The 22,234-nt window shown below is 64.8% G+C and carries 24 protein-coding genes; 5 read left to right on the top strand and 19 right to left on the bottom strand.

Annotation, left to right across the window (positions count from 1 at the left end; translation table 11 throughout):
• Positions 1-150 precede the first annotated feature (150 nt).
• Positions 151-930 (top strand): head GIN domain-containing protein, encoded by a 780-nt coding sequence (locus LSQ66_RS05395; protein ID WP_231768770.1) that lies wholly within the window; start codon positions 151-153, stop codon positions 928-930.
• 46 nt (positions 931-976) lie between these two features.
• On the opposite strand, the gene LSQ66_RS05390 is transcribed toward LSQ66_RS05395, so the two are convergent.
• From LSQ66_RS05390 to purU, 6 genes are read right to left on the bottom strand one after another with little or no spacing between them, the layout of a single operon-like run.
• Complete coding sequence (locus LSQ66_RS05390; RefSeq protein ID WP_231768769.1) at positions 977-3,172, bottom strand: TonB-dependent receptor; 2,196 nt, start codon at positions 3,170-3,172, stop codon at positions 977-979.
• Positions 3,173-3,182: 10 nt separating this feature from the next.
• The gene (locus LSQ66_RS05385; protein ID WP_231768768.1) at positions 3,183-3,644 is read right to left on the bottom strand and encodes a YcnI family copper-binding membrane protein; all 462 of its coding nucleotides are present in this window, start codon (positions 3,642-3,644) and stop codon (positions 3,183-3,185) included.
• A 13-nt stretch (positions 3,645-3,657) separates the two neighbouring features.
• Positions 3,658-4,095: a copper chaperone PCu(A)C gene (locus LSQ66_RS05380; RefSeq protein WP_231768767.1), complete on the bottom strand. Its 438-nt coding sequence runs from the start codon at positions 4,093-4,095 to the stop codon at positions 3,658-3,660.
• 40 nt (positions 4,096-4,135) lie between these two features.
• Complete coding sequence (locus LSQ66_RS05375; protein ID WP_231768766.1) at positions 4,136-4,552, bottom strand: DUF2946 domain-containing protein; 417 nt, start codon at positions 4,550-4,552, stop codon at positions 4,136-4,138.
• Positions 4,553-4,567: 15 nt separating this feature from the next.
• Positions 4,568-5,110 (bottom strand): YaeQ family protein, encoded by a 543-nt coding sequence (locus LSQ66_RS05370; RefSeq protein WP_231768765.1) that lies wholly within the window; start codon positions 5,108-5,110, stop codon positions 4,568-4,570.
• 12 nt (positions 5,111-5,122) lie between these two features.
• Positions 5,123-5,992, bottom strand: a complete 870-nt coding sequence (gene purU, locus LSQ66_RS05365; RefSeq protein ID WP_231768764.1) for a formyltetrahydrofolate deformylase — start codon at positions 5,990-5,992, stop codon at positions 5,123-5,125.
• A 120-nt stretch (positions 5,993-6,112) separates the two neighbouring features.
• Here purU and LSQ66_RS05360 point away from each other — a divergent pair, with 120 nt between their 5' ends.
• From LSQ66_RS05360 to LSQ66_RS05350, 3 genes are all read left to right on the top strand, one after another.
• A complete protein-coding gene (locus LSQ66_RS05360; protein WP_231768763.1) occupies positions 6,113-6,658 on the top strand; it encodes a hemerythrin domain-containing protein in 546 nt (181 codons plus the stop codon).
• Positions 6,659-6,773: 115 nt separating this feature from the next.
• Positions 6,774-7,094 carry a KGG domain-containing protein gene (locus LSQ66_RS05355; RefSeq protein ID WP_231768762.1) on the top strand — a complete coding sequence of 107 codons (321 nt, stop codon included), beginning with the start codon at positions 6,774-6,776 and terminating at the stop codon, positions 7,092-7,094.
• 119 nt (positions 7,095-7,213) lie between these two features.
• Positions 7,214-7,723: a Dps family protein gene (locus LSQ66_RS05350; RefSeq protein ID WP_231768761.1), complete on the top strand. Its 510-nt coding sequence runs from the start codon at positions 7,214-7,216 to the stop codon at positions 7,721-7,723.
• Here LSQ66_RS05350 and LSQ66_RS05345 read toward each other — a convergent pair.
• The 9 genes from LSQ66_RS05345 to LSQ66_RS05305 form a co-directional block, all read right to left on the bottom strand.
• On the bottom strand, positions 7,720-8,757 hold the full coding sequence (locus LSQ66_RS05345) for a hypothetical protein (RefSeq protein ID WP_231768760.1): 1,038 nt from the start codon (positions 8,755-8,757) through the stop codon (positions 7,720-7,722). The genes LSQ66_RS05350 and LSQ66_RS05345 overlap by 4 nt on opposite strands.
• A complete protein-coding gene (locus LSQ66_RS05340; RefSeq protein ID WP_231768759.1) occupies positions 8,754-10,958 on the bottom strand; it encodes an FAD-binding protein in 2,205 nt (734 codons plus the stop codon). The genes LSQ66_RS05345 and LSQ66_RS05340 overlap by 4 nt, the downstream gene beginning before the upstream one ends.
• A 12-nt stretch (positions 10,959-10,970) precedes the next feature.
• On the bottom strand, positions 10,971-11,333 hold the full coding sequence (locus tag LSQ66_RS05335; RefSeq protein WP_231768758.1) for a DUF805 domain-containing protein: 363 nt from the start codon (positions 11,331-11,333) through the stop codon (positions 10,971-10,973).
• A gap of 82 nt (positions 11,334-11,415) precedes the next feature.
• The gene (locus LSQ66_RS05330; RefSeq protein ID WP_231768757.1) at positions 11,416-12,213 is read right to left on the bottom strand and encodes a TOBE domain-containing protein; all 798 of its coding nucleotides are present in this window, start codon (positions 12,211-12,213) and stop codon (positions 11,416-11,418) included.
• On the bottom strand, positions 12,210-12,887 hold the full coding sequence (locus LSQ66_RS05325; protein WP_231768756.1) for an ATP-binding cassette domain-containing protein: 678 nt from the start codon (positions 12,885-12,887) through the stop codon (positions 12,210-12,212). Before LSQ66_RS05325 ends, LSQ66_RS05330 begins: the two co-directional genes overlap by 4 nt.
• Positions 12,884-13,561 carry a molybdate ABC transporter permease subunit gene (gene modB, locus LSQ66_RS05320; protein WP_231768755.1) on the bottom strand — a complete coding sequence of 226 codons (678 nt, stop codon included), beginning with the start codon at positions 13,559-13,561 and terminating at the stop codon, positions 12,884-12,886. Before modB ends, LSQ66_RS05325 begins: the two co-directional genes overlap by 4 nt.
• The gene (gene modA, locus LSQ66_RS05315) at positions 13,558-14,301 is read right to left on the bottom strand and encodes a molybdate ABC transporter substrate-binding protein (RefSeq protein WP_231768754.1); all 744 of its coding nucleotides are present in this window, start codon (positions 14,299-14,301) and stop codon (positions 13,558-13,560) included. Before modA ends, modB begins: the two co-directional genes overlap by 4 nt.
• Before the next feature lie 50 nt (positions 14,302-14,351).
• The gene (locus tag LSQ66_RS05310; RefSeq protein ID WP_231768753.1) at positions 14,352-15,203 is read right to left on the bottom strand and encodes a GIY-YIG nuclease family protein; all 852 of its coding nucleotides are present in this window, start codon (positions 15,201-15,203) and stop codon (positions 14,352-14,354) included.
• 43 nt (positions 15,204-15,246) lie between these two features.
• On the bottom strand, positions 15,247-15,765 hold the full coding sequence (locus tag LSQ66_RS05305) for a DNA-binding protein (protein WP_231770058.1): 519 nt from the start codon (positions 15,763-15,765) through the stop codon (positions 15,247-15,249).
• Positions 15,766-15,954: 189 nt separating this feature from the next.
• Between LSQ66_RS05305 and LSQ66_RS05300 the strand changes: the two genes are divergently transcribed.
• Positions 15,955-16,452 carry a YgjP-like metallopeptidase domain-containing protein gene (locus LSQ66_RS05300; RefSeq protein ID WP_231768752.1) on the top strand — a complete coding sequence of 166 codons (498 nt, stop codon included), beginning with the start codon at positions 15,955-15,957 and terminating at the stop codon, positions 16,450-16,452.
• Here LSQ66_RS05300 and LSQ66_RS05295 read toward each other — a convergent pair whose 3' ends face one another.
• The 4 genes from LSQ66_RS05295 to LSQ66_RS05280 form a co-directional block, all read right to left on the bottom strand.
• On the bottom strand, positions 16,453-17,067 hold the full coding sequence (locus LSQ66_RS05295) for an FxDxF family PEP-CTERM protein (RefSeq protein ID WP_231768751.1): 615 nt from the start codon (positions 17,065-17,067) through the stop codon (positions 16,453-16,455).
• 125 nt (positions 17,068-17,192) lie between these two features.
• Positions 17,193-17,744, bottom strand: coding sequence for an LOG family protein (locus tag LSQ66_RS05290; RefSeq protein WP_231768750.1), 552 nt, complete (start codon positions 17,742-17,744; stop codon positions 17,193-17,195).
• A complete protein-coding gene (locus LSQ66_RS05285) occupies positions 17,741-18,412 on the bottom strand; it encodes a TetR/AcrR family transcriptional regulator (RefSeq protein ID WP_231768749.1) in 672 nt (223 codons plus the stop codon). Before LSQ66_RS05285 ends, LSQ66_RS05290 begins: the two co-directional genes overlap by 4 nt.
• A 61-nt stretch (positions 18,413-18,473) precedes the next feature.
• The gene (locus tag LSQ66_RS05280) at positions 18,474-22,085 is read right to left on the bottom strand and encodes an EAL domain-containing protein (RefSeq protein WP_231768748.1); all 3,612 of its coding nucleotides are present in this window, start codon (positions 22,083-22,085) and stop codon (positions 18,474-18,476) included.
• Between the last annotated feature and the right edge of the window lie 149 nt (positions 22,086-22,234).

Here is a 22,234-nt window from a genome sequence, read left to right as displayed (position 1 = left end):
CGGCGTCCCCGTCCGTCCCCTCTGTCGTCTGTCCCCCAATCTTGCATTCTGTTCCGCTCCGGCTGCGTTCTGTCGCACGCCGGATGCTCCCCTGTGAGCCCTGCCGTACCATGCAAAGCATGGAGCAAGCCACACTAGAGGAGAACAAGAATGTTTGCTGACAAAATTTCAACTGCCGTCCGTTCCGCCCTGCTGGCCGCCAGCGCCTTCGCCCTCATCGTTCCGGTGAGCGAAGCCGTCGCGGGCCCCCTGAGCTGGATTCGCGGCGAGCGGGTACAAGGTAACGGCCACATTGTGAAACAAGAGCGCGAAGTGGCCCATTTCTCTGCGCTGGCCCTGAGTACCGGCGCCAAGGTCGAGGTCAGGCTGGGTGGCGCCGAAGGCGTGACCGTCGAAACCGATGACAACATCATGCCCGTCCTGGAAACGGTAGTGGAAGGGAGCACCCTGCACATCCGCCCCGCCAAGAAGAACATGCAGCTGGAGACCCGCAACATGCGCATCGTGGTCCAGGCCCGCAACCTGCAAAGCATTTCCGTGGGCGGCTCCGGTTCGGTGGACGCGGCTGGCCTGAGCGGCAACAAGCTGTCCTTCGAAATGGGCGGCTCGGGCAGCATCGTGGCGCGCGACGTCAAGGGCCGCAAGGTATCGGTTTCCCTGGGCGGCAGCGGCAGCGTGAAGACCACCGGCGCGGCTGAAGACCTGGAAATCTCCATTGGCGGTTCGGGCGAAGTGCACGCTGGCGACCTGGCGGTGCGCGAAGCGTCCGTCAGCATCGGCGGCTCGGGCGACGCCACCGTCAACGCGAACAAGAGCCTCAATGTAAGCGTGGCCGGTTCGGGCGACGTGGGCTACTACGGCGACCCGCAGATCAGCAAGACAGTGGTGGGCTCGGGCGGCGTGAAGCGCCTGGGCGCCAGCCGCCAGTAACGGTTTGACCAGCCCGGCAGGCTTAGGACCCGCCGGGCTTGTCATCTTATAAGTCGTAGCGCAGCTCGGCCACCAGGGTGCGCTGCGTGTAGGGGTGGAAGGCCCAGTACTTCTTGTTGTTCAGGTTATCCACCCCGGCCGACATGGTCCACTGGGGGCCGATCCGGTAGCGCATGCGCAGGTCGGCCACCAGAAACTGCGACACTCCCATATACGCAAACCCGTTCGGATCGCTGTTGTCCAGCGTGCCGAACTGCCTGCCGCTGTAGCGCAGGCCCAAGGTAGCGCTCCACCGCTCATTCTCCCGCCACGTTGTCAGCAAGGTCGCGCGCCAGCGCGGCACACGCGGCTGCTGCTTGCCCACGCTGGCCGGGAAGGCGTCGTTGCGGAGGATGCGCGAATCGGCGTAGGTCAGGCTGCTGTTCAGCGAAAGCTGCGGCCACCACAACCGATCCTCCTGCTGCGAGACCTCCAGGCCGTTGGTGCGGATGCGGCCCACATTCTGCACCGTGTTCACGGTGGGCGTCAGCGCCTGCGAATACAGGGCGTCGCGCGTGCGCTCGTGGAAGAAGGTGGTGCGCAGGCTGCCGCGTTCCGTCATGCGCTCCGCCGTCAGCTCCGTGGTCCAGGACTTCTCGGCACGCAGGTTCGGATCGGTGTTCAGCGGTTTGCCGTCCACGATGGAGCCCTGGAACAGTTCCGCCGCCGTAGGATTGCGCACCGCGCGCCCCGCCGACGCTTTCAAGGTCCACTCGCCGCTGCTGCGCCAAGACAGCGCCGCCTTGGGCGACCAGCTGGTCTCGCTGCGCGAGGGAAGGCCCACGCCGGACAGCGCGCCGCCCAGGGCCTGCCAGCGCTCGAAACGCGCGCCCAGGGTGAGGCGCCAGGCCTCGTCCATACGCCAGCTGTCCTGGGCGTAGGCGCTTTCCAGGCGGGTTTCGCCCCTGAAGCTGGAGATGAACCTGCCCTCTTCCGCATTCACCCAGTCGGCGGCGCCGAATACGCGCGTGCGAAGTTTTGCCGCGTCGCGCTGGATGCCGAAGTCCACGTTGTGCCTTCCGGGCCGCCATACGCCTTTCAATGCGAGCGTGTTCCAGCCGCTGCCTTCCATGTCCGTGATGTTCGATGGCGTGCGGGCGACATCCCTTGCGTAGTCGTACAGGCTGGCCGCCACTTCCCAGTCGAACAGGCCTTTGGTGCTGCTCTTCAGCGACAGGCCGTGCATCAGGTGTTCCAGTTCGCCCAGCTGGGGCGCGAAGTCCGAGCCGGTCAGCGTGTAGCGGCGGCCGTTAACATTGATGTCGCCCAAAGTGACCGGCCTGCCGGATGCGTCGCGCAGGTAGGACTCCACGCTGCGCTGCGCGCCGTTCTGCCACCAGCCCAGCGTGTAGCTGGCGCGCAGCGTGGACGAGAGATCGTAGGCCAGCTTCAGCTTCGCGTGATCCTGCTCCGTGTGAATCTGGTTCGTGGAACCGAGAATCAGCCAGTCGCGGTTGGAGGGATTGCGGCTGGCGATGGCGCCCGTCACGGGCACGCCGCCGCTGCCCGGCACGCCCGCCGACACGAACTTGTTGGCGAAGGCCAGGGGCTGGCCCCTGCTGTCCAGGCGCGAGAGGTTGAACCACCAGGCGAAGGCGCCTTGCCGGTCGCCGAGGGAGGCGCTGGCATGCTTGCCGTAGTAGTTGTCATCGCTGCCGTATTCGGTGAAATGCTGCGCGAAGCCGGAGAGCTTGAGGTGCGCTTCCAGCTTGTTGGGCATGCGCGTCTGGTAGTCCACCACCGCGCCCACCGAGTTGCCGGGATAGCTCGCGGAGAACGGGCCGTAGAGCACATCCACCCGCTCGATCTCCTCCGGAGTCACCAGGCCCCAGCGCGGCGTGAAGGTGGCGCCGTTGCCCAGCAGGTTGGAGAGCTGGATGCCGTCGGCATACACCAGCGACCGCGCGCTGTTGCCGGTGCCGGATGCGCGGCTGGCCAGCACGGCGTGGTCGTAATCGCCCACATAGCGCTTGCGCACGTTCAGGCTGGGGAAGTATTTGAGCGCGTCTTCGCTGTCCAACGCATTCACGCGCTCTTCGATCTGCATGCGGGTGATGCTCTCGATGGTCGTGGGAATCTGCGTGGGCAGAGAGCTGGGAGGGCCGCCGTTAACCGTGACCGACTCCATGACCTGGGCCTGCGCGGATGTGGCAATGCCTGCCGCCGCCAGCATCGCTGCCAGCGGCTTCATTCGGATTGTCATCGCGCCCTCCTCAGTGGACGTGGGCGGATGTGGCCTCTGCAGGCTGCACATCCAGCACCGGCGCGGGCGCCTTGAGCTTTGTGCCGCTGCCGTCCGGCAGCTGGTCCCAGGCCATGCTGCCTTTCATGCAGGTCTGCACGACCTTGAAGTAGCGCTTGCCCGCTTCCTGCGACAGCTTCACCTGCATGGTGAACTCGTCGTAGAAATCGTCCGGCAGCGGACCGCCGGTCCAGCGGATCTTCTGGGGAGAGATGTCGATCTTCCAGCCCTGCTTGGGCATGGGCTTGGCCGTGCTCACGCCTTCCGGCAGCACGACGGTGATGGCGCGCGTCGCGCTGCCTTCGCAGCCGTGCCCGACGCGGAAGGTGAGCTTCTGGTAGGAGCCCGCCGTGGCGCTGCGCTGTTCCAGCGTGACGTGGGCGTGCGCCGTGGCGGCCAGCAGCATTGCGGCCATTGCAATCGTCTTTTTCATGGGCGGCTCCGGATCAGTGGGCGCTGTAGTTCAGGGGCCGCACCGGTACCTGGACTTCGACGATGCTGCGTTTCTTCTTGCGGTCTTCGAACACCAGCGTGAGGGGCACGGTTTCGCCCTCCTTCATCTGGCGCTTCAGCTGCATGAGCATGATGTGGTAGCCGCCTGAGGCCAGCGCCACAGGCTTGCCTGCCGGGAGGTCGATGCCTTCCACGTGCGCCATGCGCATGCGGTTGTCCTGCATGGACATCTGGTGCAGCTCCGCGCTGCCCGCGACGGGCGTGCGCGCTTCGACCAGGCGCGTGTCCTGGGCCGATTGCAGCTGCATGAATGCGCCCGTGGCCTGGGCTGCGGGCACGGTGGCGCGGATCCAGGGGTCACGCACGGTGACCTGGGCCTGGGCGGATGCGAATGCGGCGCTCAGCGCGCACGCGAAAAAAATCTGTTTCATGGTTCAACTCCTGAAATGCCGAAAAAGGGACGGAACAAGATCAGGCGTTGGCGGGCGGCCCGCGCGGATGCGCGGCAACCCAGATCTCCAGCGGCCCTGGAGCCTGGTAGAACAACGGGGGATGAATGCGCCCTGCCCCTTCGGGCAGCAGCAGCGTGGCGTCAACGGGCGGCAGGCCCGTGCTGCCCGCATGCGTGAGGCAGTAGCCGCAGTCGGCCATGTTCATCTGCATGGCGGGTGCCGCCGGTTTGCTGCGGTCCGTCAGGGCGCGGAAACGTGCTTCATCGAGCTCGCCCACGCCGGAAAGACGGGTGCCGTCGTTCAGGCAGATTTCCCAGGTCTTCTGCTGGCCCTGTGCAAAGGCCATGGCATGCGAAACCGAGGGCGCAAGCGCGTTCAGCAGGATCGCAAAGCAGGCGATCCATGCGCTGAACAGGCGTGTCGTCGATTTCCTCATGCCGCAAATTATAGCTTAGCGCTCGGATTTCCAGGTTTCGCGGTCCACCTGCACGGTGTCGGCGCCGTCGGTAAGCCAGATCTGGCCGTCCTGGATGGTGCATTGCAGCTGCATGGTGCGCTGGGCCATTTTCTCCAGCGCGGCCGTGGCTTCGGACGGCAGGTTGATTACCGTGAGGTTCTTGGCGCGCTCCACCTTGCTGGCCAGCTGCTTCCACCAGATCGGGCTCGCGGAGCTGTAGCTGTACACCACCACATGCTCGGAACGGCCGCAGCCCTTGAGGATGCGGCGGTCGTCCGGCTGGCCCACTTCAATCCACAGCTGGATCGCGTCGGTCAGGTCCTTCTGCCACAGGTCCGGCTCTTCGACGTCGAACATGCCCTTGGTGAAGCTGAGCGCTTCGTCGGCATGGATGGCGAAGGCCAGCAGGCGCACCATCATGCGTTCGTCGGTTTCGGACGGGTGGCGCGCCAGGGTCAGGGTATGGGTTCCGTAGTAATTGCGGTCCATGTCCGCAATCGAGAGTTCGGCTTTGTAGATCGTTGCTTTGAGTGCCATCGGAAAAATGCTTTACTTGAAAATCACGGTGCGGTGACCGTTCTGCAAAATGCGGTGTTCGACAAACCATTTCACGGCGCGCGCCAGCACGACGCATTCCACGTCGCGGCCGATGGCGGACAGGGTGTCCGCGTCCATGGCATGGTCCACGCGCTCCACGTCCTGTTCGATGATGGGGCCTTCGTCCAGGTCGCCCGTCACGAAGTGGGCCGTGGCGCCGATCAGCTTCACGCCGCGCTGGTGCGCCTGCGCATAGGGCTTGGCGCCCTTGAAGCTGGGCAGGAATGAATGGTGGATATTGATCGCCTTGCCCTTCAGGCGCGCGCACAGCTCCGGCGACAGGATCTGCATGTAGCGCGCCAGCACCACCAGGTCGATCTGGTGCGTGTCCAGCAGCTCGGCGATGCGCGCCTCCTGCGCCAGCTTGGCCGAATCCGGCGCACCGGCCGCCAGCGGCAGGTGGTGGAAGGGAATGTTGTAGCTGGCCGCCAGCTGGTAGAAGTCCATGTGGTTGGACACGATGGCCGGAATCTCCACCGGCAGCAGGCCGCTCTTGTAGCGGAACAGCAGGTCGTTCAGGCAGTGGCCGATCTTCGACACCATGAGCAGCACGCGCGGCTTGTAGTGGGCGTCGCGCAGCTCCCAGTCCATGCGCAGGGCATCGCCCAGCTGGGCGAAGTCGGCGCGCAGGCGCTCGTCGCTCACGGCGGCGTCCTCGCGCGCGAAGTGCACGCGCATGAAGAAGCGCTTCTCGTCCTGGTCGCCGAACTGGGCCGAATCGATGATGTTGCAGCCATGCTCAGCCAAAAAGCCGGACACCCTGTGCACGATGCCGCGCTGGTCCGGGCAAGAGAGCGTGAGGATGTATTCGGGCTGGTTCATGGCTGGCTTAATTCAACAGTGGGGACGATATTGTCGCACGAACGGGCGGGCCCGACCCGCGCGCCGGAAAAACGCCAATCCGATTACGCTGAAAGGGCCATCATTCAAGGGAGAGAGAGCATGAGTACTGCCAGCCATACCGCCAGGGCAAAGGATGCCGTGGCCCTTCTGACTGCCGACCACAGCAAGGTGAAACAGCTGTTCACCGAGTACGAGAAGCAACAGAACATCGGCGACATCAGCCTCAAGGCCGACCTCGCTTTGCATATCTGCCTCGAATTGACCATTCATACCACGATCGAGGAAGAGATCTTCTATCCTGCAGTGCGCAGGGAGACCGGCGATCAGCACCTGGTGGAGGAAGCGATCCAGGAGCACGCGGAAGCCAAGGAGCTGATTGCCCGCATCCAGGGCATGGCGGGAGACGATCCGGATCTGGACGGCACAGTGGCCATCTTGCGCCGTGCCATCGAGCATCACGTGCAGGAGGAGGAAAGCCAGATGTTCCCGAAAGCACGTGCCTCCGACGCGGATCTCACCGCGTTGTGCGAACAGCTGCAGGAACGCAAGGAGCAGCTGGAACATGATATGAGTGCCGCGCCCCTGCGTGCCGGCACCCGGGAAGCGCGCGGCGAACGCTCGGCGATCGGCCAGGCAGATTCCTGACCAGGGAGCGGAACTAAAGCAGCCGCCACTTCTCTAACCAGGCGAGGCAGTTCTTCCACTGCCTCGCGGTACGGGCATGTTGCCCCTACCGAATCGCGGCAGAGAGAGGTGAGTTATGGCTACACAACAAGGTGACAAGGGCAGCAGCCAGAAGGCCGAGGGCCAGAGCAGCCAGAAAGGCACGAGCAAACGCGGTTTCGCAGCAATGGATGAAGCCACCCAGCGCCAGATTGCCAGCAAGGGCGGCCAGGCGGCACACCAGAAAGGCACGGCGCACGAGTTCGATTCGGAGGAGGCCCGCCGCGCCGGACAGAAAGGCGGCGAAGCCGTGAGCCGGGACCGTGAGCACATGGCGGAAATCGGGCGCAAGGGGGGAGAGAGCCGTCAATCGGCCAACCGCGGCAACCGCCAGTCGGGGAAAGACGATAAACGTTGAGCAGGGCCCTCCCCGCCGCCGGGGCGGGGAGCCGCGCACGCTTGGTGGAGACGGAAAACAGAGAAAAATTGTCTGCGATACAATAAATTTCGACCTTCTAACGACCTGAAGAGGCAGACATGACAGACCGAAGCGAAAAGATCGCGGGCGGCGCGCTCGCCACGCCAACCGATTTGGGCAGCAAAGCCCGCCAGGAAGTGGCCGAAGGCATGAACCGCCTGCTGGCCGACACCTTCGCCCTCTATGTGAAGTGCAAGAATTTCCACTGGCATGTGAGCGGGCCGCATTTCCGCTCCTACCATCTTCTACTGGATGAGCAGGCCACCGCCATCTACGGCATGCTGGACCCGATTGCCGAGCGCGTGCGCAAGCTGGGGGGCATGACCATCCGTTCTATCGGCCATATCGGCAAGCTCCAGCGCATCAAGGACAACGATGCCGACTTCGTGGAAGCGACCGCCATGCTGGACGAGCTGCGGGCCGATAACCAGGCCCTCGTGAAATCCATGCGCGAGGTGCATGAGCTCTGCGACAAGGACAACGATATCGCCACCGCCAGCCTGCTGGAGAACTGGATCGACGAGGCCGAGGAACGCATCTGGTTCCTCTATGAATCCACGCGCAGCTAGTAGTCGTAGACGTGTTCGACGCTCAGGCCGGCGGCCGGGGCGTCCAGCAGGAACTGCGACAGCTCGCGCACCGGCAGCACCAGCGCCTGGCGCCTGCGGCCCGGCTCCGTCACGATGGGCTGGTCGAACAGCATGCGCGCGCCGGGCGGCAGCGCAGGCGCGGCATGCTCCCCCGCCAGCACGGTCACGAGAATGACCGAGTCGTTGCCCGCGATATCCACCAGCTTCACGTTCATCTCGGCCAGCTTCGTCGCCGCCACGCGGAAGTCCGCATAGCGCGGCAGCTCCAGCACAGCGCGGTCGTCCTGCAGGGTGCGCAGATGGCGCACGTTCTCGGGCGGCGCGAAGTCCTGCGGTACGCTCTGGACTACCACCTCCGTCGTTGGCACGGCAGGCGTGTAGGCCGTGCGCGTCGCCAGCTCGATCATCTTTCCATACGCCGCCTTCACCAGGTACTCGGTGCTCAGCACATAGCGGCGCTCCAGCTTGCGCACGATGTCAGTTCCGAGCAGGGGCGTATCGAACCACAGGCCCTTCAGCTTCGCCATGAAGTCGAAACGGTACCAGGGCTCGCGGCGGATGAAGTCCACGTAGTCCTGCGCGGCGCGTGCGCCGTAGCGGTCCTCCGCCGTCAGCCTCCCCGATGAAAGCAGCCAGCTGGCGCGGCCCACCGTGTTCTCGTAGACCGAGCGCAGGCCGTATTCCACCGTGGTGCTGCCCGCGATCACGCAGATCATGGTGTGGTAGCCGGGATTGGCCGGATAGCCTGCGCGCAGCTGCTCCGCCGTCACCGCGCGGTAGCTGGACCACAGCTGGCCCACGTGGCGCAGGAAGGGAAAGCCGTGCGTGGGCTGGGCCGCAACATAGTGGGCATACTCGGCCGGGCTGTGCACCAGGAACCATTCGGGATAGGTGAGGAAGGTCTGCTCCACGCTGCGCTGCTGCTCCGGCGAGATGGGGCTCATGGGCCCCGCCTGGGCAGCGATGCCCGCCAGCGCCAGCAAACCCGCCGCAAGCAGGCGCCGCCAGCTCATTCGGCGGCTCCGGCGCGGCGGAAGGCCATCAGCACATTGTCCGACGGGTCGCCCGGCTGCAGCAGGCGCTCGCCCGTGTGCTCGAATCCTGCCGCCTCGATGCGGCGCACCCATTCGTCCACCGACGCGAAGAAGCGCAGCTCGGCGGCGTTCGTGGCCCAGTGTTCGCCCACGCCCGCGTTGAAGACGCAGTGGGCCAGGCTCACGAACTGGTCCATCGATTCGTCGCGCACATCGTGGTCGCGCACCACGAAATAGCCGCCGGGCCTCAGCACGCGGGCAATCGATTCCAGGAAGGGCGCGAGCTTTTCCGGCTCCATGTGGTGCAGGCCGACGAAGCAGCTCACCAGGTCCGCGCTCTGCTCGGGCAGGTCCAGCGGCCCGTAGCCGTTCAGGGGGACGAAGTCGCCGGGCTTGCCCAGCTGTCCGCGCTCCACGATGTCGGACAGCGAATAGCCCGGCTCGCGGTCGTTCACGAGCGTCACCTTGCCGTTCAGTTTCAGGTGCTTCTTCAGCACCCGCACATAGTGGCCCGTGCTGCCGATTTCCACATAGTCGTTCAAGGGCCGGTCACCCAGCAGGAGCGCGGTCTGGCGGCCCATTTCGGCCTTCTGCACCATCAGCGCGGGCAAGGCGTAGCGCAGCAGCGAGAACGGCGGCGTAATGCCCGGCAGGCCGGATTGGACGGCGCGGTAGATGGTCTCCTCGTCGTCGTACTTGCGCGTGGCCTGCTGGATCAGGGTGTGCAGCCGGTCCTCGGGATAGAGGTTGAAAATGTTCTGCAGGAAGGCGTAGAAGCGGTCCGCATCGTCTGCCCTGCGGTAGACGGCATGGAACAGGCTTGGCGCAGGCGCTGGCGCATCCGCCTGCAGCGTGGGCGCATAGTATTTGTCCCACAGGGCGCCGCGCAGGCGGTAGTCCGGATCGAGCTCGCGCTTCAGCGCAAACAGCTCCTTCGCGCGCGGATAGGCGCGGTGGAACTGGCTGTGCGTGGCGTGCAGCTGGTACGGCAGGTAGTAGGTGCCGCCGCATTCCAGCACCGCGTCGATCAGTTCCCGGGTCCATACGCCGACGCGCTCCTTCGCGTTGTCGCGCGTGCGCTGCTTGTGATAGAGCACGAAGGCAAAGGTCTCACCCCTCGCCCATGCGAGCAGCGTCCCCGGATCGGCCAGCGCATGGCGGATCGAGATGTTGATGGTGTTGACCTTGTGCCGGTTCAGGATGGCCGACATCTTCGGCACGAACTCCATCAGCCGGTCGTGCGGCACGAAGTATTCCTGCAGCACGTAGGTGCGTTCCCGGCGGCCCACCGGTTCCAGTTCCGCCGTGTCGTAGCCCGCTTCGTAGTTGCGCCAGTGGACGCGGTTGCGCAGGTAGAGCAGCGGGTCCACCAGGTATTCGCGGCGGAACTTGCCGAGCGGCGTTTCCGACACGGACCAGAGGAAGTAAAGCTGCGCCAGGTGCGCGCTGCGCAGGGGCTGCAGGCGCGGGCTGTCCGCGGGAAGGTCTGTTTCGCTCCAGGTGACGGCGCGGGCGCGGTTGTAATGCGGCGGATAGAGGTCGGCATTGTGGAAGACCGCCTCCTTCCGGCCGCGCACATTGGCGTCGAACCACCTCGGATAATCCTCGGTGCGCAGTTTGATGCTGCTGCGTGCAACGCGGGTATTCGGCACCAGCTCCAGCACCGCCTCCGCAATGATGCCGATGGCGCCGTAGCCGCCAATGGCGGCAAAGAACAGTTCCGCGTTCTCCGTGCGGCTGCAGTTCCGCACGTCGCTGTTGGCCAGCACCAGCACAATGCTCTGCACCGACAGCACGACCGGGCCAAGGCCCATGTAGCGGCCGTGCGCGTTCACCGACAGGGCGCCGCCCACCGTGAAGTTGGCGTAGGTCTGCATGATCTTCACGGACAGCCCGTGCGGATCGATGAAACGCTGGATATCGCTCCAGCGTATGCCCGCCTGCACGCGGATCAGGCGCTTGTCCGGCTCGAAGGCCAGCACCTGGTTCATGCCGCGCAGGTCGAGGTGCAGGCTGCCGGGGCTGGCCGTATGGCCACCCATGCTGAAATGGCCGCCGCCGATGGAGATGGGGAGCGTGGTCTTGCGCAGTGCATCCTGCAGCTCCGCGATCGAGGTGGGCGTCGCGATGGCGAAGACTTCGGTGCGGTTCAGCTGCGTTACGTCGTTGACAGTTGGCATGGCAGGCAGGGCTTATTTGGAGAGGTCGACCTTGAGATAGTCGAGGCGGGCCAGGGGATCGGGGCCGAAGGCGTTGGAGCCGTCCGCTCCGCGCCGCAACAGCAGGAGCAGAACCCAGATCGGACCTGCCACGGGAATAAGCAGCAGCAGAAGCGGGATGCCGGTGCGGCCCGTGTCATGCAGGCGCTGGACGGAAACGGCGAGCGCGCTCCAGAGGAAGATCAGGGCGAACAGCCCTTGTCCGCTATCGCCCGCCACTTCCCTGGCCAGCAGGCCGAAGGCGGCGCATACCAGCGCGGCGAACAGCACGCGGTAAAACCAGCCGATGCGGTGGATCCGGCCGTGACTCGAAAAGAAGGCAGAGAACAGTTCCATGGGCGCTCATCCAAACCGATTGTCGATCAGCTGACGATGCTGCCACGAAATACAAGGAAAGGAAAGTCCCGGTCCCTGGGCCTCAGAGCCCCGGAATGCCCAGAATCACGCTGGAAGCCTTGAACAATGCGGTGGCGGGCACGCCCGGCGCCAGTGCGAGGGCCTCTTCGCTCTCGCGTGTAACTGTGGCGGCAATGACACCACCGCCCGGCAGGGCGATAACCACCTCGGAGTTCACGGCGCCCGCCTGCACCCGCTCGACAGTGCCCTGCAGCTGGTTGCGGGCGGACAGGCGCCCGCCCCCTTCCACCGCCACAATGATGGAGGAGGCCTTGATCAGCGCGAAGGCTTCCGCGCCCGGCTTCAGGCCCAGGCTCTCCGTGCTGTCGTGGGTGATGATGGCTACAATCTGCTGGCCGCCCACGATGTCGAGGACAATTTCGTCGTTCACGGCGCCGCGCCGCACGGCGCTCACGGTGCCCGCGAACTGGTTGCGCGCGCTGATCTTCATGTTCATCGCTTTCAGCAAAAGGAAGTCGTCGGCCAGCGCGTGCGACTGGCGGCTCAACTCTTCGACGAAGCGGCGGTGCGCCGCCTCGATCTGGCGGAAGTTGCGCACCAGCTGGGCGCCGCGCGGCGTCAGGCGCGTGCCGCCTCCGCCCTTCCCTCCCGCCAGCCTTTCCACCAGCGGCTCGCCCGCAAGGTTGTTCATGGCATCGATCGCGTCCCACGCTGCCTTGTAGCTCATTTTCACGGCCTTTGCAGCCTGCGTGATGGAGCCATGCTCGGCGATGCTGGCCAGCAGTGCCACGCGGTCCGGGCCTCCCAGCTGCTGGCCGTCCAGCGTCATCCATACCTTGCCTTCGAGTTCGATACTCATGCGCCTTCCTCCGCAATGGCGCCATCGGCCATGGTCAGCATGTGCCCGCCGAAAGTCGATGCGTCGTCCGGGTCGTGGGTGATCAGGAGCATGGGCACGTCGAGCCGGCGCTGCAGTTCATCGAGCTCGGTGCGCATGCGCACGCGCAGGGCGGGATCGAGGGCCGCAAAGGGTTCGTCCAGCAGCAGCGCGGCGGGCTCGGCGATGAGTGCGCGCGCCAGGGCCACGCGCTGCCGCTGGCCGCCCGAGAGCTGGTCCGGCGTCTGGTGCGCCACCGCCTCCAGCGCGAAGGCCTGCAGCCAGTACCTTACTGCCTCGCCGTCCGCTTTCGCGGGAGGATTCAGCAGGCCGCGCTGCAGGCCGAAGGTGATATTCTGGCGCACATTCAGGTGCGGGAACAGCGCGTAGTCCTGGAACAGATAGCCCACGCGCCGCTGCTGCGCAGGCAGGTCGATGCGCGCAGCGCTGTCGAACAGCGTGCGCCCTGCAAGCACAATGCGCCCTTCATCCGGCCTGGAGAGGCCCGCGATGGCCTTCAGGAGCTGGCTCTTGCCCGCGCCGGATGCACCGTAGATGACGACGCGCTTGCTGTCCGTGGCGAAGCGGGCGCGCAAGCGGAATTCGCGCTGGCCCGAGCGCAGCGTCTTGCCGATATCGACCTGCATCAGCGTCATGCCTGCACCCCGCGCGCCGGCGCGAGGCGGTTCGCCAGCAGCAGCACCGCGATGCAGGTGACGGAGGTGACCAGCACCAGAAGATTGGCCGTATCGTCCTGCCCCGCCTGCACGGCTTCATAGACCGCGATGGACAGCGTCTGGGTTTTTCCGGGAATGCTGCCCGCCACCATGAGCGTGGCCCCGAACTCGCCCATCGAGCGCGCGAAAGCCAGCAAGGCGCCCGCCAGCACGCCGCGCCAGGCCAGGGGCAAGCTCACGCGCAGGAAAATGCCCAGGCGGGAGACACCGAGCACGCGCGCGGCCTGCTCCAGTTGCGGGTCCACGGTTTCGAAGGCCGAACGCGCGGATTTCAGCACGAGCGGGAAGGCCACCACTGCCGCCGCGATCACCGCTCCCTGCCAGGTGAAGATAAGGTTGATGCCGAAAGCCGATTGCAGCCAGGCGCCCAGTGGGCCGTTACGTCCGATCAGCACCAGCAGGTAGTAGCCGAGCACTGTGGGCGGCAGCACCATGGGCAGGGTCAGGAGCGCATCGAGCAGGTCGCGGCCCGGGAAGCGCACACGCGCCAGCAGCCAGGCGCCGGCCATGCCGAGCACGAGATCGATCGCCGTGGCCCACAGCGCCACCTTCAGCGACAGGCCCAGCGCAACCAGAGCGGCATCCACATTCATGGGCGGCCGAAGCCGAATTTGGCAAGGATGGCCTGGCCCTGCACGGACAGCACGAAGGCGCAGAACCGGCGCGCGCCTTCCCCGTTCGGCGCGGCGGCGGTGACGGCGAGCGGATAGCGCACCTGCTTTTCCGTCGGCACCGTCAACAGCACCTTCACCTTGCCCGGCTGCGTGGCGGCGTCGGTGGCGTAGACGAAGCCTGCCTCGGCCTCGCCGCGCGCCACGTAGTCGAGGCCTTGCCGCACCGAGGTGGCAAAGACGAAACGCGACTCCAGCGTGGTCCACAGCCCGGCCTTCTGCAGGGCGTCGCGCGTGTAGCGCCCCGCAGGCACGCTGGCCGGGTTGCCAGCTGCGATACGGTGCACGCCTGGCTGGCCAAGGTCGGACAGCGCGGCCACTGGCAGCGTGCTACTTGCTGGCGCGATCAGCACCAGGCTGTTGCTGGCGAAATCGCGGCGGCTGCCTGGCGCTATGAGCTTCTGGCCCGCCGCCTTGTCCATCGCTTCCTCGTCGGCGGAAGCCAGCACGTCCACCGGCGCGCCGCGGGCGATCTGCTGCACGAGGGTGTCCGAAGAGGCGACATTCAGCTGCACCTTGTCGCCGGGATGGGCAGCCTCGTAGGCGCCGGCCATCTCGCGGAAGGCGTTGGTGAGACTGGCGGCTGCGGAAACCGTAATTTCGCCCGCGCCTGCGCCAGCGGCGGCGCCTGCCAGGAGCACGGCGGCAAAGGTCTTCAGCATGGACGTCCTTGGAAAAAGCGCAATATATTCGATTATATAGCGCTTTTCCCTCAGAGGTGTTCGATGGCCAAAGTCCCTTCCAGCATGGGCTTGAGGAGAATTTGGTACACGTCCATGTCGAAACGCGGGGTCCTGGCCCGGCCGCGCGGCTTGCGCTCGCCCAGGTAGCACCAGCCGTCGACCAGGTGGCGCTTGCGCACCCCATGCGAGGATTCGACGATGGCCACGGCGCCGGGATAAGGCCAGGGCGTGACGCGCATGGGCGCGAGGGCGGCCGCCACGCGGGCCGCATGCCGGGCTGCGCTCTCCTCGCCTACGCAGGCGCCCTGGCAGCGGGACAGCTGGCGCGCGAAACAGGGCCGTCCCGGAGGGGTTTTCTCCAGCCCCGTCATGGCGGAGCACAGGCCCGCCGTCTGGGCCACATCGCGCAGCATCTCCAGGGCCGCCTTCTTGCTGCCGAAAAGGCCGAACAGGCCTTCGGTGCGCGCGAAGTCGACATCGCTGGCGAAAACCACTTCCGGCCTGCCCTCCTCCAGCCGCAGCGAGCACATTTCGCGCAGGCGGCGAAGCTTCTGGTTGAAGACAGGCTGGGACTCCTTCACCAGCTGCGACTCGCGCAGCAGCGCACCGATTTCGCCGCCCGTCAGCTCGAAATCGATATGCGCGGTGCGCCCGAGCATCTGCGCTTCCGCGGGCGTGCGCAGATGGCTCATCACCCGGTGGCGGATATTCACGCTCTTGCCGATATAGATGGCGGCGCCGTCCCTGTCGCGAAAGATATAGACGCCAGGCTGCGGCGGCAGCGCGTCGATACAGGCGCGCGGGATATGGGCGGGATAGCTGAAGTTCAGGGCCGGGTCGGGACAAACCAGCAATCCCACGGAATTGACGTGGGTGTGCATGCCATCATCATAAGCGCTGGCGCGGCCGAGGTACAGTGGGCAGTCAGGCTACCAATGCGTACATTTCATCATCCACTTCGACAGGCAGCTGCACCAGCTCTTTGAGCACATTGATGTGGCGCGCCGCCTGCGCCACTTCCACTATGCCAGGGCCGACCGGATACTCTTTTTCCCGCAACCAGCAGAGAAGGTCGGCAAGATGCCAAACGCCCGAAGTTCCTCCATGAACGGGAGCGGGAAACGATGCATTCGACACCATGAGCTTCCGAAGGTTCTGCCGAGTCATGCCAACCATTTCAGCGACATCAGTCAGCCCGACAAAATCCGGCCCAGCTTCAATCAATTTTGCCGAGGGCGCAATCGTACGGATATCGGAGAGCGCACTTTTCAAGGCTTCCCAGGCAGATCCGGCATCGCGGGTGAACCTCAGCCCAAGCTGATTGGGTTGGCCAATGCCGACTAGAGCATCGTTGCAGCCCCCTGCACCAAGATGTTCCACCAACTCGTCAACATTGTGGTGGTTGCCACCCAACTGATATTTGAGCGTGAACTCATACTCCATCATCTTCTCCGGCGTCTGACCTTCTTCGGGTGGCAGTGGCGCGCCATGACGACTCCAGAATATCCAGGCAAAGGACGGTTGTCAACTGACAACCTACTGTACTGCGTATCGATCAACAATACACGCGGAAGTGGTATCGCTCTTCGTTCCCGATCAAGGACATAACGGCTGTGGTACAGTCTCGGCGCCATGAAATACCTCAGCGCCTATTCCGAACAGACCCGCCAGCAGGTGGCGGCCATCCTGCAGCAGGACCGCCTGGGCGAAGTGCTACTGCAACGTTATCCGAAAGCTCACGGGGTCCGTAACGACAAGGCGCTGTACGACTATGTGCAGGAGCTGAAGTCCGAATTCCTGCGCAGCGCGGAACCGGTCAACAAGGTCGAATTCGACAGCAAGATCCACGTGATCAATCACGCGCTGGGACTGCACACCACGATCTCGCGGGTGCAAGGCGGGAAGCTGAAGGCGAAGCACGAGATAAAAGTGGCGACCATGTTCAGGGATGCCCCCCTGGAATTCCTGCGCATGATCGCCGTACACGAGCTGGCCCACTTGAGGGAGAAACAGCACGACAAGGCGTTCTATAAGCTTTGCACCTATATGGAGCCGAACTACCACCAATACGAGTTCGACGTCCGCCTCTACCTCACTCAGCTCGAATACTCGGGACAGAAGCTGTGGTGATCAGCCCTGTTGGCGGCGGCGCGCCAGGAAGGCCAGCAAACCCAGGCCGCCGAGCAGCATGCCATAGGTTTCCGGCTCCGGCACGGCCGCCACGTTGATGTTGTCGAACTGGTAGAGGTGCAGCAGGTTCAGGGGCTCGCCGAAGGTCACCGACGACAGGTTGGTGAAGCCGCTGAAGGTATAGGTGTCGAAGGTGAAGTCGGTGCCGATCACCAGGTTCTGCGTCACCGTGCCGCCGCCCATGATGTGGCCCGTGAAGGTCACCGTATTGCCGCCGCCCGCAAAGGACTTCAGGCGCACCAGGTCGATGGAGTTCAGGTTGAAGGCCGCGCTGTCCGCGCGCGCCAGCGTGACGGTGGACAGCGGGACGGCCGTCATCGCCTCCGACCCGGCCCATGCCAGGAAGTTGGACGGCACGGGCGAGGCCAGTGCGGCCAGAATGTGGCCGCTGGCAGCCAGCGTATAGCCGTCCTCCACATACGTTCCCGGAATGACCAGCGTTCCCAGGACGTTCAGGTAACCCATGGAACCGACACCGCCGAAATCGATGGTTTCCGCCTGGGCGGTTCCACCCAGCGCCAGAGCGGCGGCTAGAGCCGCTATCGCTTTTTTCATCACAATGCACCCCGGAAAGAAAAAGTTAAAATAATTACATCCCCAGCACGAGGATTATTTCATGTTCGATGTAATTTTTATAATGACTTTTTACTATCGTGCGAGCTGAGCCGTTGTGAGGAAATTTATGGATGAGTTAACTGATCCAGGAGCTGGCGGGGCTGGTCCGAGACCTTCAGCAGGGCCGCGTGCTGGGGCTTGATGAAGCCCTCGTTCCGGGCATGGCCGAGGAAGGCGATCAGGTGGTCGTAGAAGCCGCCCATGTTCAGCAGGCCCACCGGCTTGCCGTGGATGCCCAGCTGGGACCAGGTGAGCATCTCGAACAGCTCCTCCATGGTGCCCATGCCGCCGGGCATGGCGATAAAACCGTCCGACAGCTGGGCCATCATGGCCTTCCGTTCGTGCATGTCCTTGACGATGAACTGGCGCGTCAGGCCGGTGTGCCCCACTTCGCGCTCCACCAGCTGGGTGGGGATCACGCCCGTCACCTCGCCACCGAGGCGCAGCACCTCGTCGGCAATCACGCCCATGAGGCCCACATTGCCGCCGCCGTAGACGAGGGCCAGGTTCCGTTCCACCAGCGCGCCGGCCAGGGCGCGCGCCGCTTCCGCATACAGCGGGCTGGCGCCGGAATTGGCGCCGCAATATACACAGATCGAAGCGAGTGCAGCATTCATGGGGATTTCAGTTTCTTGAGATAGTCTTCGGAGAGTTTCTGGAAGCGCGCACTCGTTTCGCCGCGCAGGTAGGGACCGATCTGGGACAGCACCTGGTAGCAGCCGCGCGCCAGCGCGTCGGCCATGGCCTGCTGCTCCGTGTAGTTGCGCGGGTTGCGCACGTATTCATAGGACAGCCAGTAGGTCGCCACCACCACCATATTGGTGGCCATGGCGTCGATGGCCACATCGCTCGCCTCCAGCGAATTCTCGCTGCGCAGGTCCACGCACAGCTGCTTGGCCACCTTGATCTTGTGCGCCAAAATCTGCTTGAACTGCAGTTCCAGCTTGCGGTTGCGCGACAGCAGGTCGTTCAGGTCGCGGTAGAAGAAGCGGTAGCGCCAGATCAGCTCGAACATGAAATGCAGGTACTGCCACACATCCTCGATATTCGAGCGCCGCCCGTTCGGGACCTGCAGGATGCGCTCGATCTCCTCTTCGAACTGGGCGAAGATGGAGTTGACGATGTCGTCCTTGTTGCGGAAGTGGTAGTAGAGGTTCCCCGGCGAGATATTCATCTCTTCGGCGATCACCGTCGTGGTGATATTCGGCTCGCCGAATTCGTTGAACAGGCGCAGCGACAGTTCCAGGATGCGTTCGCGTGTCCGTCTTGGGGCTTTTTGTTGCATGGCAGGAGGTTGATATCGGTTCTCCTGCAAGGATAACACCGATGCGCCCCCTCCCGTAAGTTCAGGCCATGGCCTGCTGCCCCTGCATCGCCCCCTGCCGGTGCAGGCGGAAGCCCTCGCGGATGTTCTCCCTCAGCGCCGCGCCGTTCCACGGCTTGGTGTAGAAGCGGTCGATGGCGCCCTGGTTGATGGCGGCCATGATCGGCGTGAGGTCGGCATAGGCCGAAAGCATGATGCGGAAGGTGTCGGGCGCGAGGTGCTTGGCCCGCTCCATGAATTCGATGCCGCTCATGGTGGGCATGCACTGGTCGCACAGGATCACCTGCACCCTGTTGCGCGCCAGGATGTCGAAGCCCTCGGCCGCGGTCTGCGCCGTGAGGATGCGGTAGCCATCCTGTTCGAGGAAGTCGCTCAGCACGTCGAGCATGAAGGCGTCGTCGTCCACGATCAGGAGGGTCTGGCGGTCCGGCGCGTCGTCTTCCGGGGCCGGCTTCAGCGAACGGCCTTCGCTCAGCATGGCCTCGAAGGCGCTTGCCTCCACGGGGCGGCTGAAGTAGTAGCCCTGGATCTCGTCGCAGGCGTGGCGCTTCAGGTAGGAGAGCTGGGCGTCGCGCTCCACGCCTTCCGCAATCACCTTCAGCTTCATGCTGTGCGCCATATTGATGATCGCCAGGACGATGGCCGCATCGTCCGGATTGCTGGTGACCTCGCGCACGAAAGCGATGTCGATCTTCAGCTTGTCGATGGGGAAGCGCTTCAGGTAGGCCAGCGAGGAATAGCCGGTGCCGAAATCGTCGATGGATATCTTCACGCCCAGCTCCTTGAGGTGCGTGAGCACGGAGATGGTTTCCTCGGCGTTGGACATCAGCGAGCTTTCCGTCAGCTCCAGCTCCAGCAGGTCGGGCTGGATTCCATGCTCCTTGATCGCCCGCGTAATCTCCTCCTGCAGGCCGCCCACGAAGAACTGGATGCCGCTCACGTTGACGGAAATCTGCACCGCGCCGACGCCGCGCTTCGACCAGTCCGCGATCTTGCGGCAGGCTTCGTCGATCACCCAGGCGCCGACGCGCACGATGAGGCCCGTCTCTTCGAGCAGGGGAATGAATACCGCAGGCGAAATCATGCCGTGGCCGGGGCGCTGCCAGCGCAGCAGCGCTTCCGCCCCGCTGATGCGGCCCGTGGTGGTATGCACCTTGGGCTGGAAGAAGAGCACGAATTCCTTGTTCTCGATGGCGCGGCGCAGGGCGTTCTCCATCTCCAGCCGGGCCATGGACTGGGCATTCATTTCGGCGGTGAAGAAGCGGAATGCGTCGCGCCCCGCCTCCTTGGCCCGGTACATGGCGGTGTCGGCATACTGGATCAGTGAGTCCGCATCGGAACCGTCGTCCGGATAAACCGAGATGCCGATGCTGGCCGTAACCGTGACCTCGTGCCCTTTCAGGTCGAAGGGCCGGCGCATCGACTCGCGGATCTTGTCGATCACCGCGATGGCGTTCTGCGCGCCCTCCGGCAGCATGAGGATGGCCGCGAACTCGTCGCCGCCGAAGCGGCCGATGGTGTCGCGCACGCGCAGGCAGTCCACCAGGCGGCTGGAGAACTGGCGCAGCAGCTCATCGCCGATGGTGTGGCCAAGGGTGTCGTTGATGTTCTTGAAGCGGTCCATGTCCAGGAACAGCACGGCCAGCGCCCACTTGTGCTCCTCCGCCATCTTCAGGGAGTGCGACAGCGATTCGTAGAACTGGCTGCGGTTCGGCAGGCCGGTGAGCGTATCGAAATGGGCCAGCTTGAGCAGGCGGCGCTCGGCCTCCTTGCGCTCGGTGATGTCGCGCGCCACCGCCACCATGATCCAGTTCGAGCCCGAGCGCAGGGTGCGGCCCTGCACTTCCACCGACAGCGGCGAACCGTCCTTGCGCTGCAGGAGCAGCTCGGTCATGGTGCCCGCATGGTCGCCAGCCAGCAGCTTGGCGTACAGGTCTTCCAGCCTTCCCAGCTCGCCCGCGCTCTCCTCGCGGCCCGCGCGCAGGAACTCCTCGCGGTCGAAGCCCAGCATGCGGCAGGCGGTGGCATTCACGTCCACGAAGCAGCGGTTGGCCCTGTCCACCAGGAAGATGGCGTCGGCCGTCGCGTCCATGGCCAGGCGGAAGCGGCGCAGGTCTTCGTCCAGGCGGATGCGCGCGTCCATGTCGCGCTGCAGCTGGTCGTGGCTGCGCCTCACCTCTTCGTACAGCTGCAGGTTCTGGAAGGCCGCCGCCAGCTGCGCCGCCACCGTTCCCGCCACGCGTTCGTCCACTTCGCTGAACTCCTCCGCTCCCAGCTTGTCGGCCAGGTAGAGCCAGCCGTGCACACGCTCGTGCAGCATGATGGGGACACCGAGGAAGGACTGCACGGGCGGATGGCCGGAAGGCAGGTCCAGCTTCAACTCGCTGCCATGCGGCGCGCTGCGGCGCACGGGACGGCGATGTTCCAGCAGCTCGCCCAGCACGCCGCTGCCGGCATTCGCGAACAGTTCCGGCGTCAGCTCGTTGGCGCCGCAGGCCGCCAGGTGGCTCAGCTCCGAGGCCCCCGGCTCCAGCACGCCGATGCAGGCATAGCGCGCCACGCAGATGTCCTGCGCCACGCGGCAGCCTATCTCGAACAGCTTCTGCGGATCGCGCTCCCCGCCCAGGTCCATCCCCAGCTCGATCAGGGCCGTCAAGCGCAGGCTTACGGCCTGCAGGCTGGAGAGGGAATTGGACAGGCGCTGCGTCATCGTGTCCAGGTGCTCGGGCGGCTGGCCGTGGCCGTTGTTCGCGATCTGGGTAAGAGACTGGCTGGTCGATTCGAGCGTGTCGAGGTACTCAGCCACCTTGTGGTCCAGGCCATGCTCCTCGCGCGGCGGCGCAATGGGCGGCGGCTCCACGTCCGCGCCCAGGCCCAATGCTTCCTGCACCGCGCGCATGATCACATCCGGGTCCGAAGGCTTGGGCAGCACCCAGCGCACGCCGCAGGACTGGGCCATCGCCATCGCTTCCTGTTCGCGGTAGGTGGCGGTATAGAAGATGATGGGAATGCCCGCCGTTGCGGGGTTCGCGCGCATGCGCTTCACGAACTGGTAGCCATCCATGTCCGGCATGAGGATGTCGGAGATCACCAGGTCCGGCCTGTCCTTCTCCACCAGCGCCAGCGCCTCCGGCCCGCTGGCCGCGGCCAGCAGGCGGTGGCCACTGAAACCGAGAAGCGTCATCAGGAACTCGCGGTTCAGCACATGGTCGTCGACGATCAGGATGGTGCCGGTGCCGTCGCTTTCCTCCGGCGGCGGCGTGGAGGCCTCGGGCAGGAAGGACTCGACCTGGGTGACGAAGGTATCCGGTTCAATGGGTTTGCCGATATAGCCGTCGAAGCCTGCGCTGAGCAGGCGTTCGCGGTCGCCCACCATGGCCAGCGCCGTGACGGCGAGCGCCGGGATGTCCTTCAGCGCGGGATCGGCCTTGAGCGCGGCGATGACGCCGAAGCCGTCCAGCTTGGGCAGGTGCACATCGCAAATGATCAGGTCGGGCTTCTCGGCGCGGGCCGCCTCCACGCCTGCCTCGCCGTCGGATGCGGTGAGCGGCGTGTAACCGAAGGCACGGAGCAAATACACCATCAGCTCCATGTTGGTGGGGTTGTCTTCGATGATGAGAATGCGTGCTGACACGTTCGGCGCTCCGGGGATCTCAATGCGCGGGGCAATGCAGTCCGCTTGTCTCTCAGTATCCCCGATTCCGCAAGGATGCAGAGCACGAATACGGTGCACACCATTCTCACGAAAACTCACAGTGCCGAAGATGAGTTTTCTTGTTTTGC

This window comes from Massilia endophytica, from assembly GCF_021165955.1.
In the GTDB taxonomy this organism is placed as follows: domain Bacteria; phylum Pseudomonadota; class Gammaproteobacteria; order Burkholderiales; family Burkholderiaceae_D; genus Rugamonas; species Rugamonas endophytica.
The sequence above is the reverse complement of the archived record's forward strand: the minus strand, read 5'-3'. Positions and strand labels throughout refer to the sequence as shown.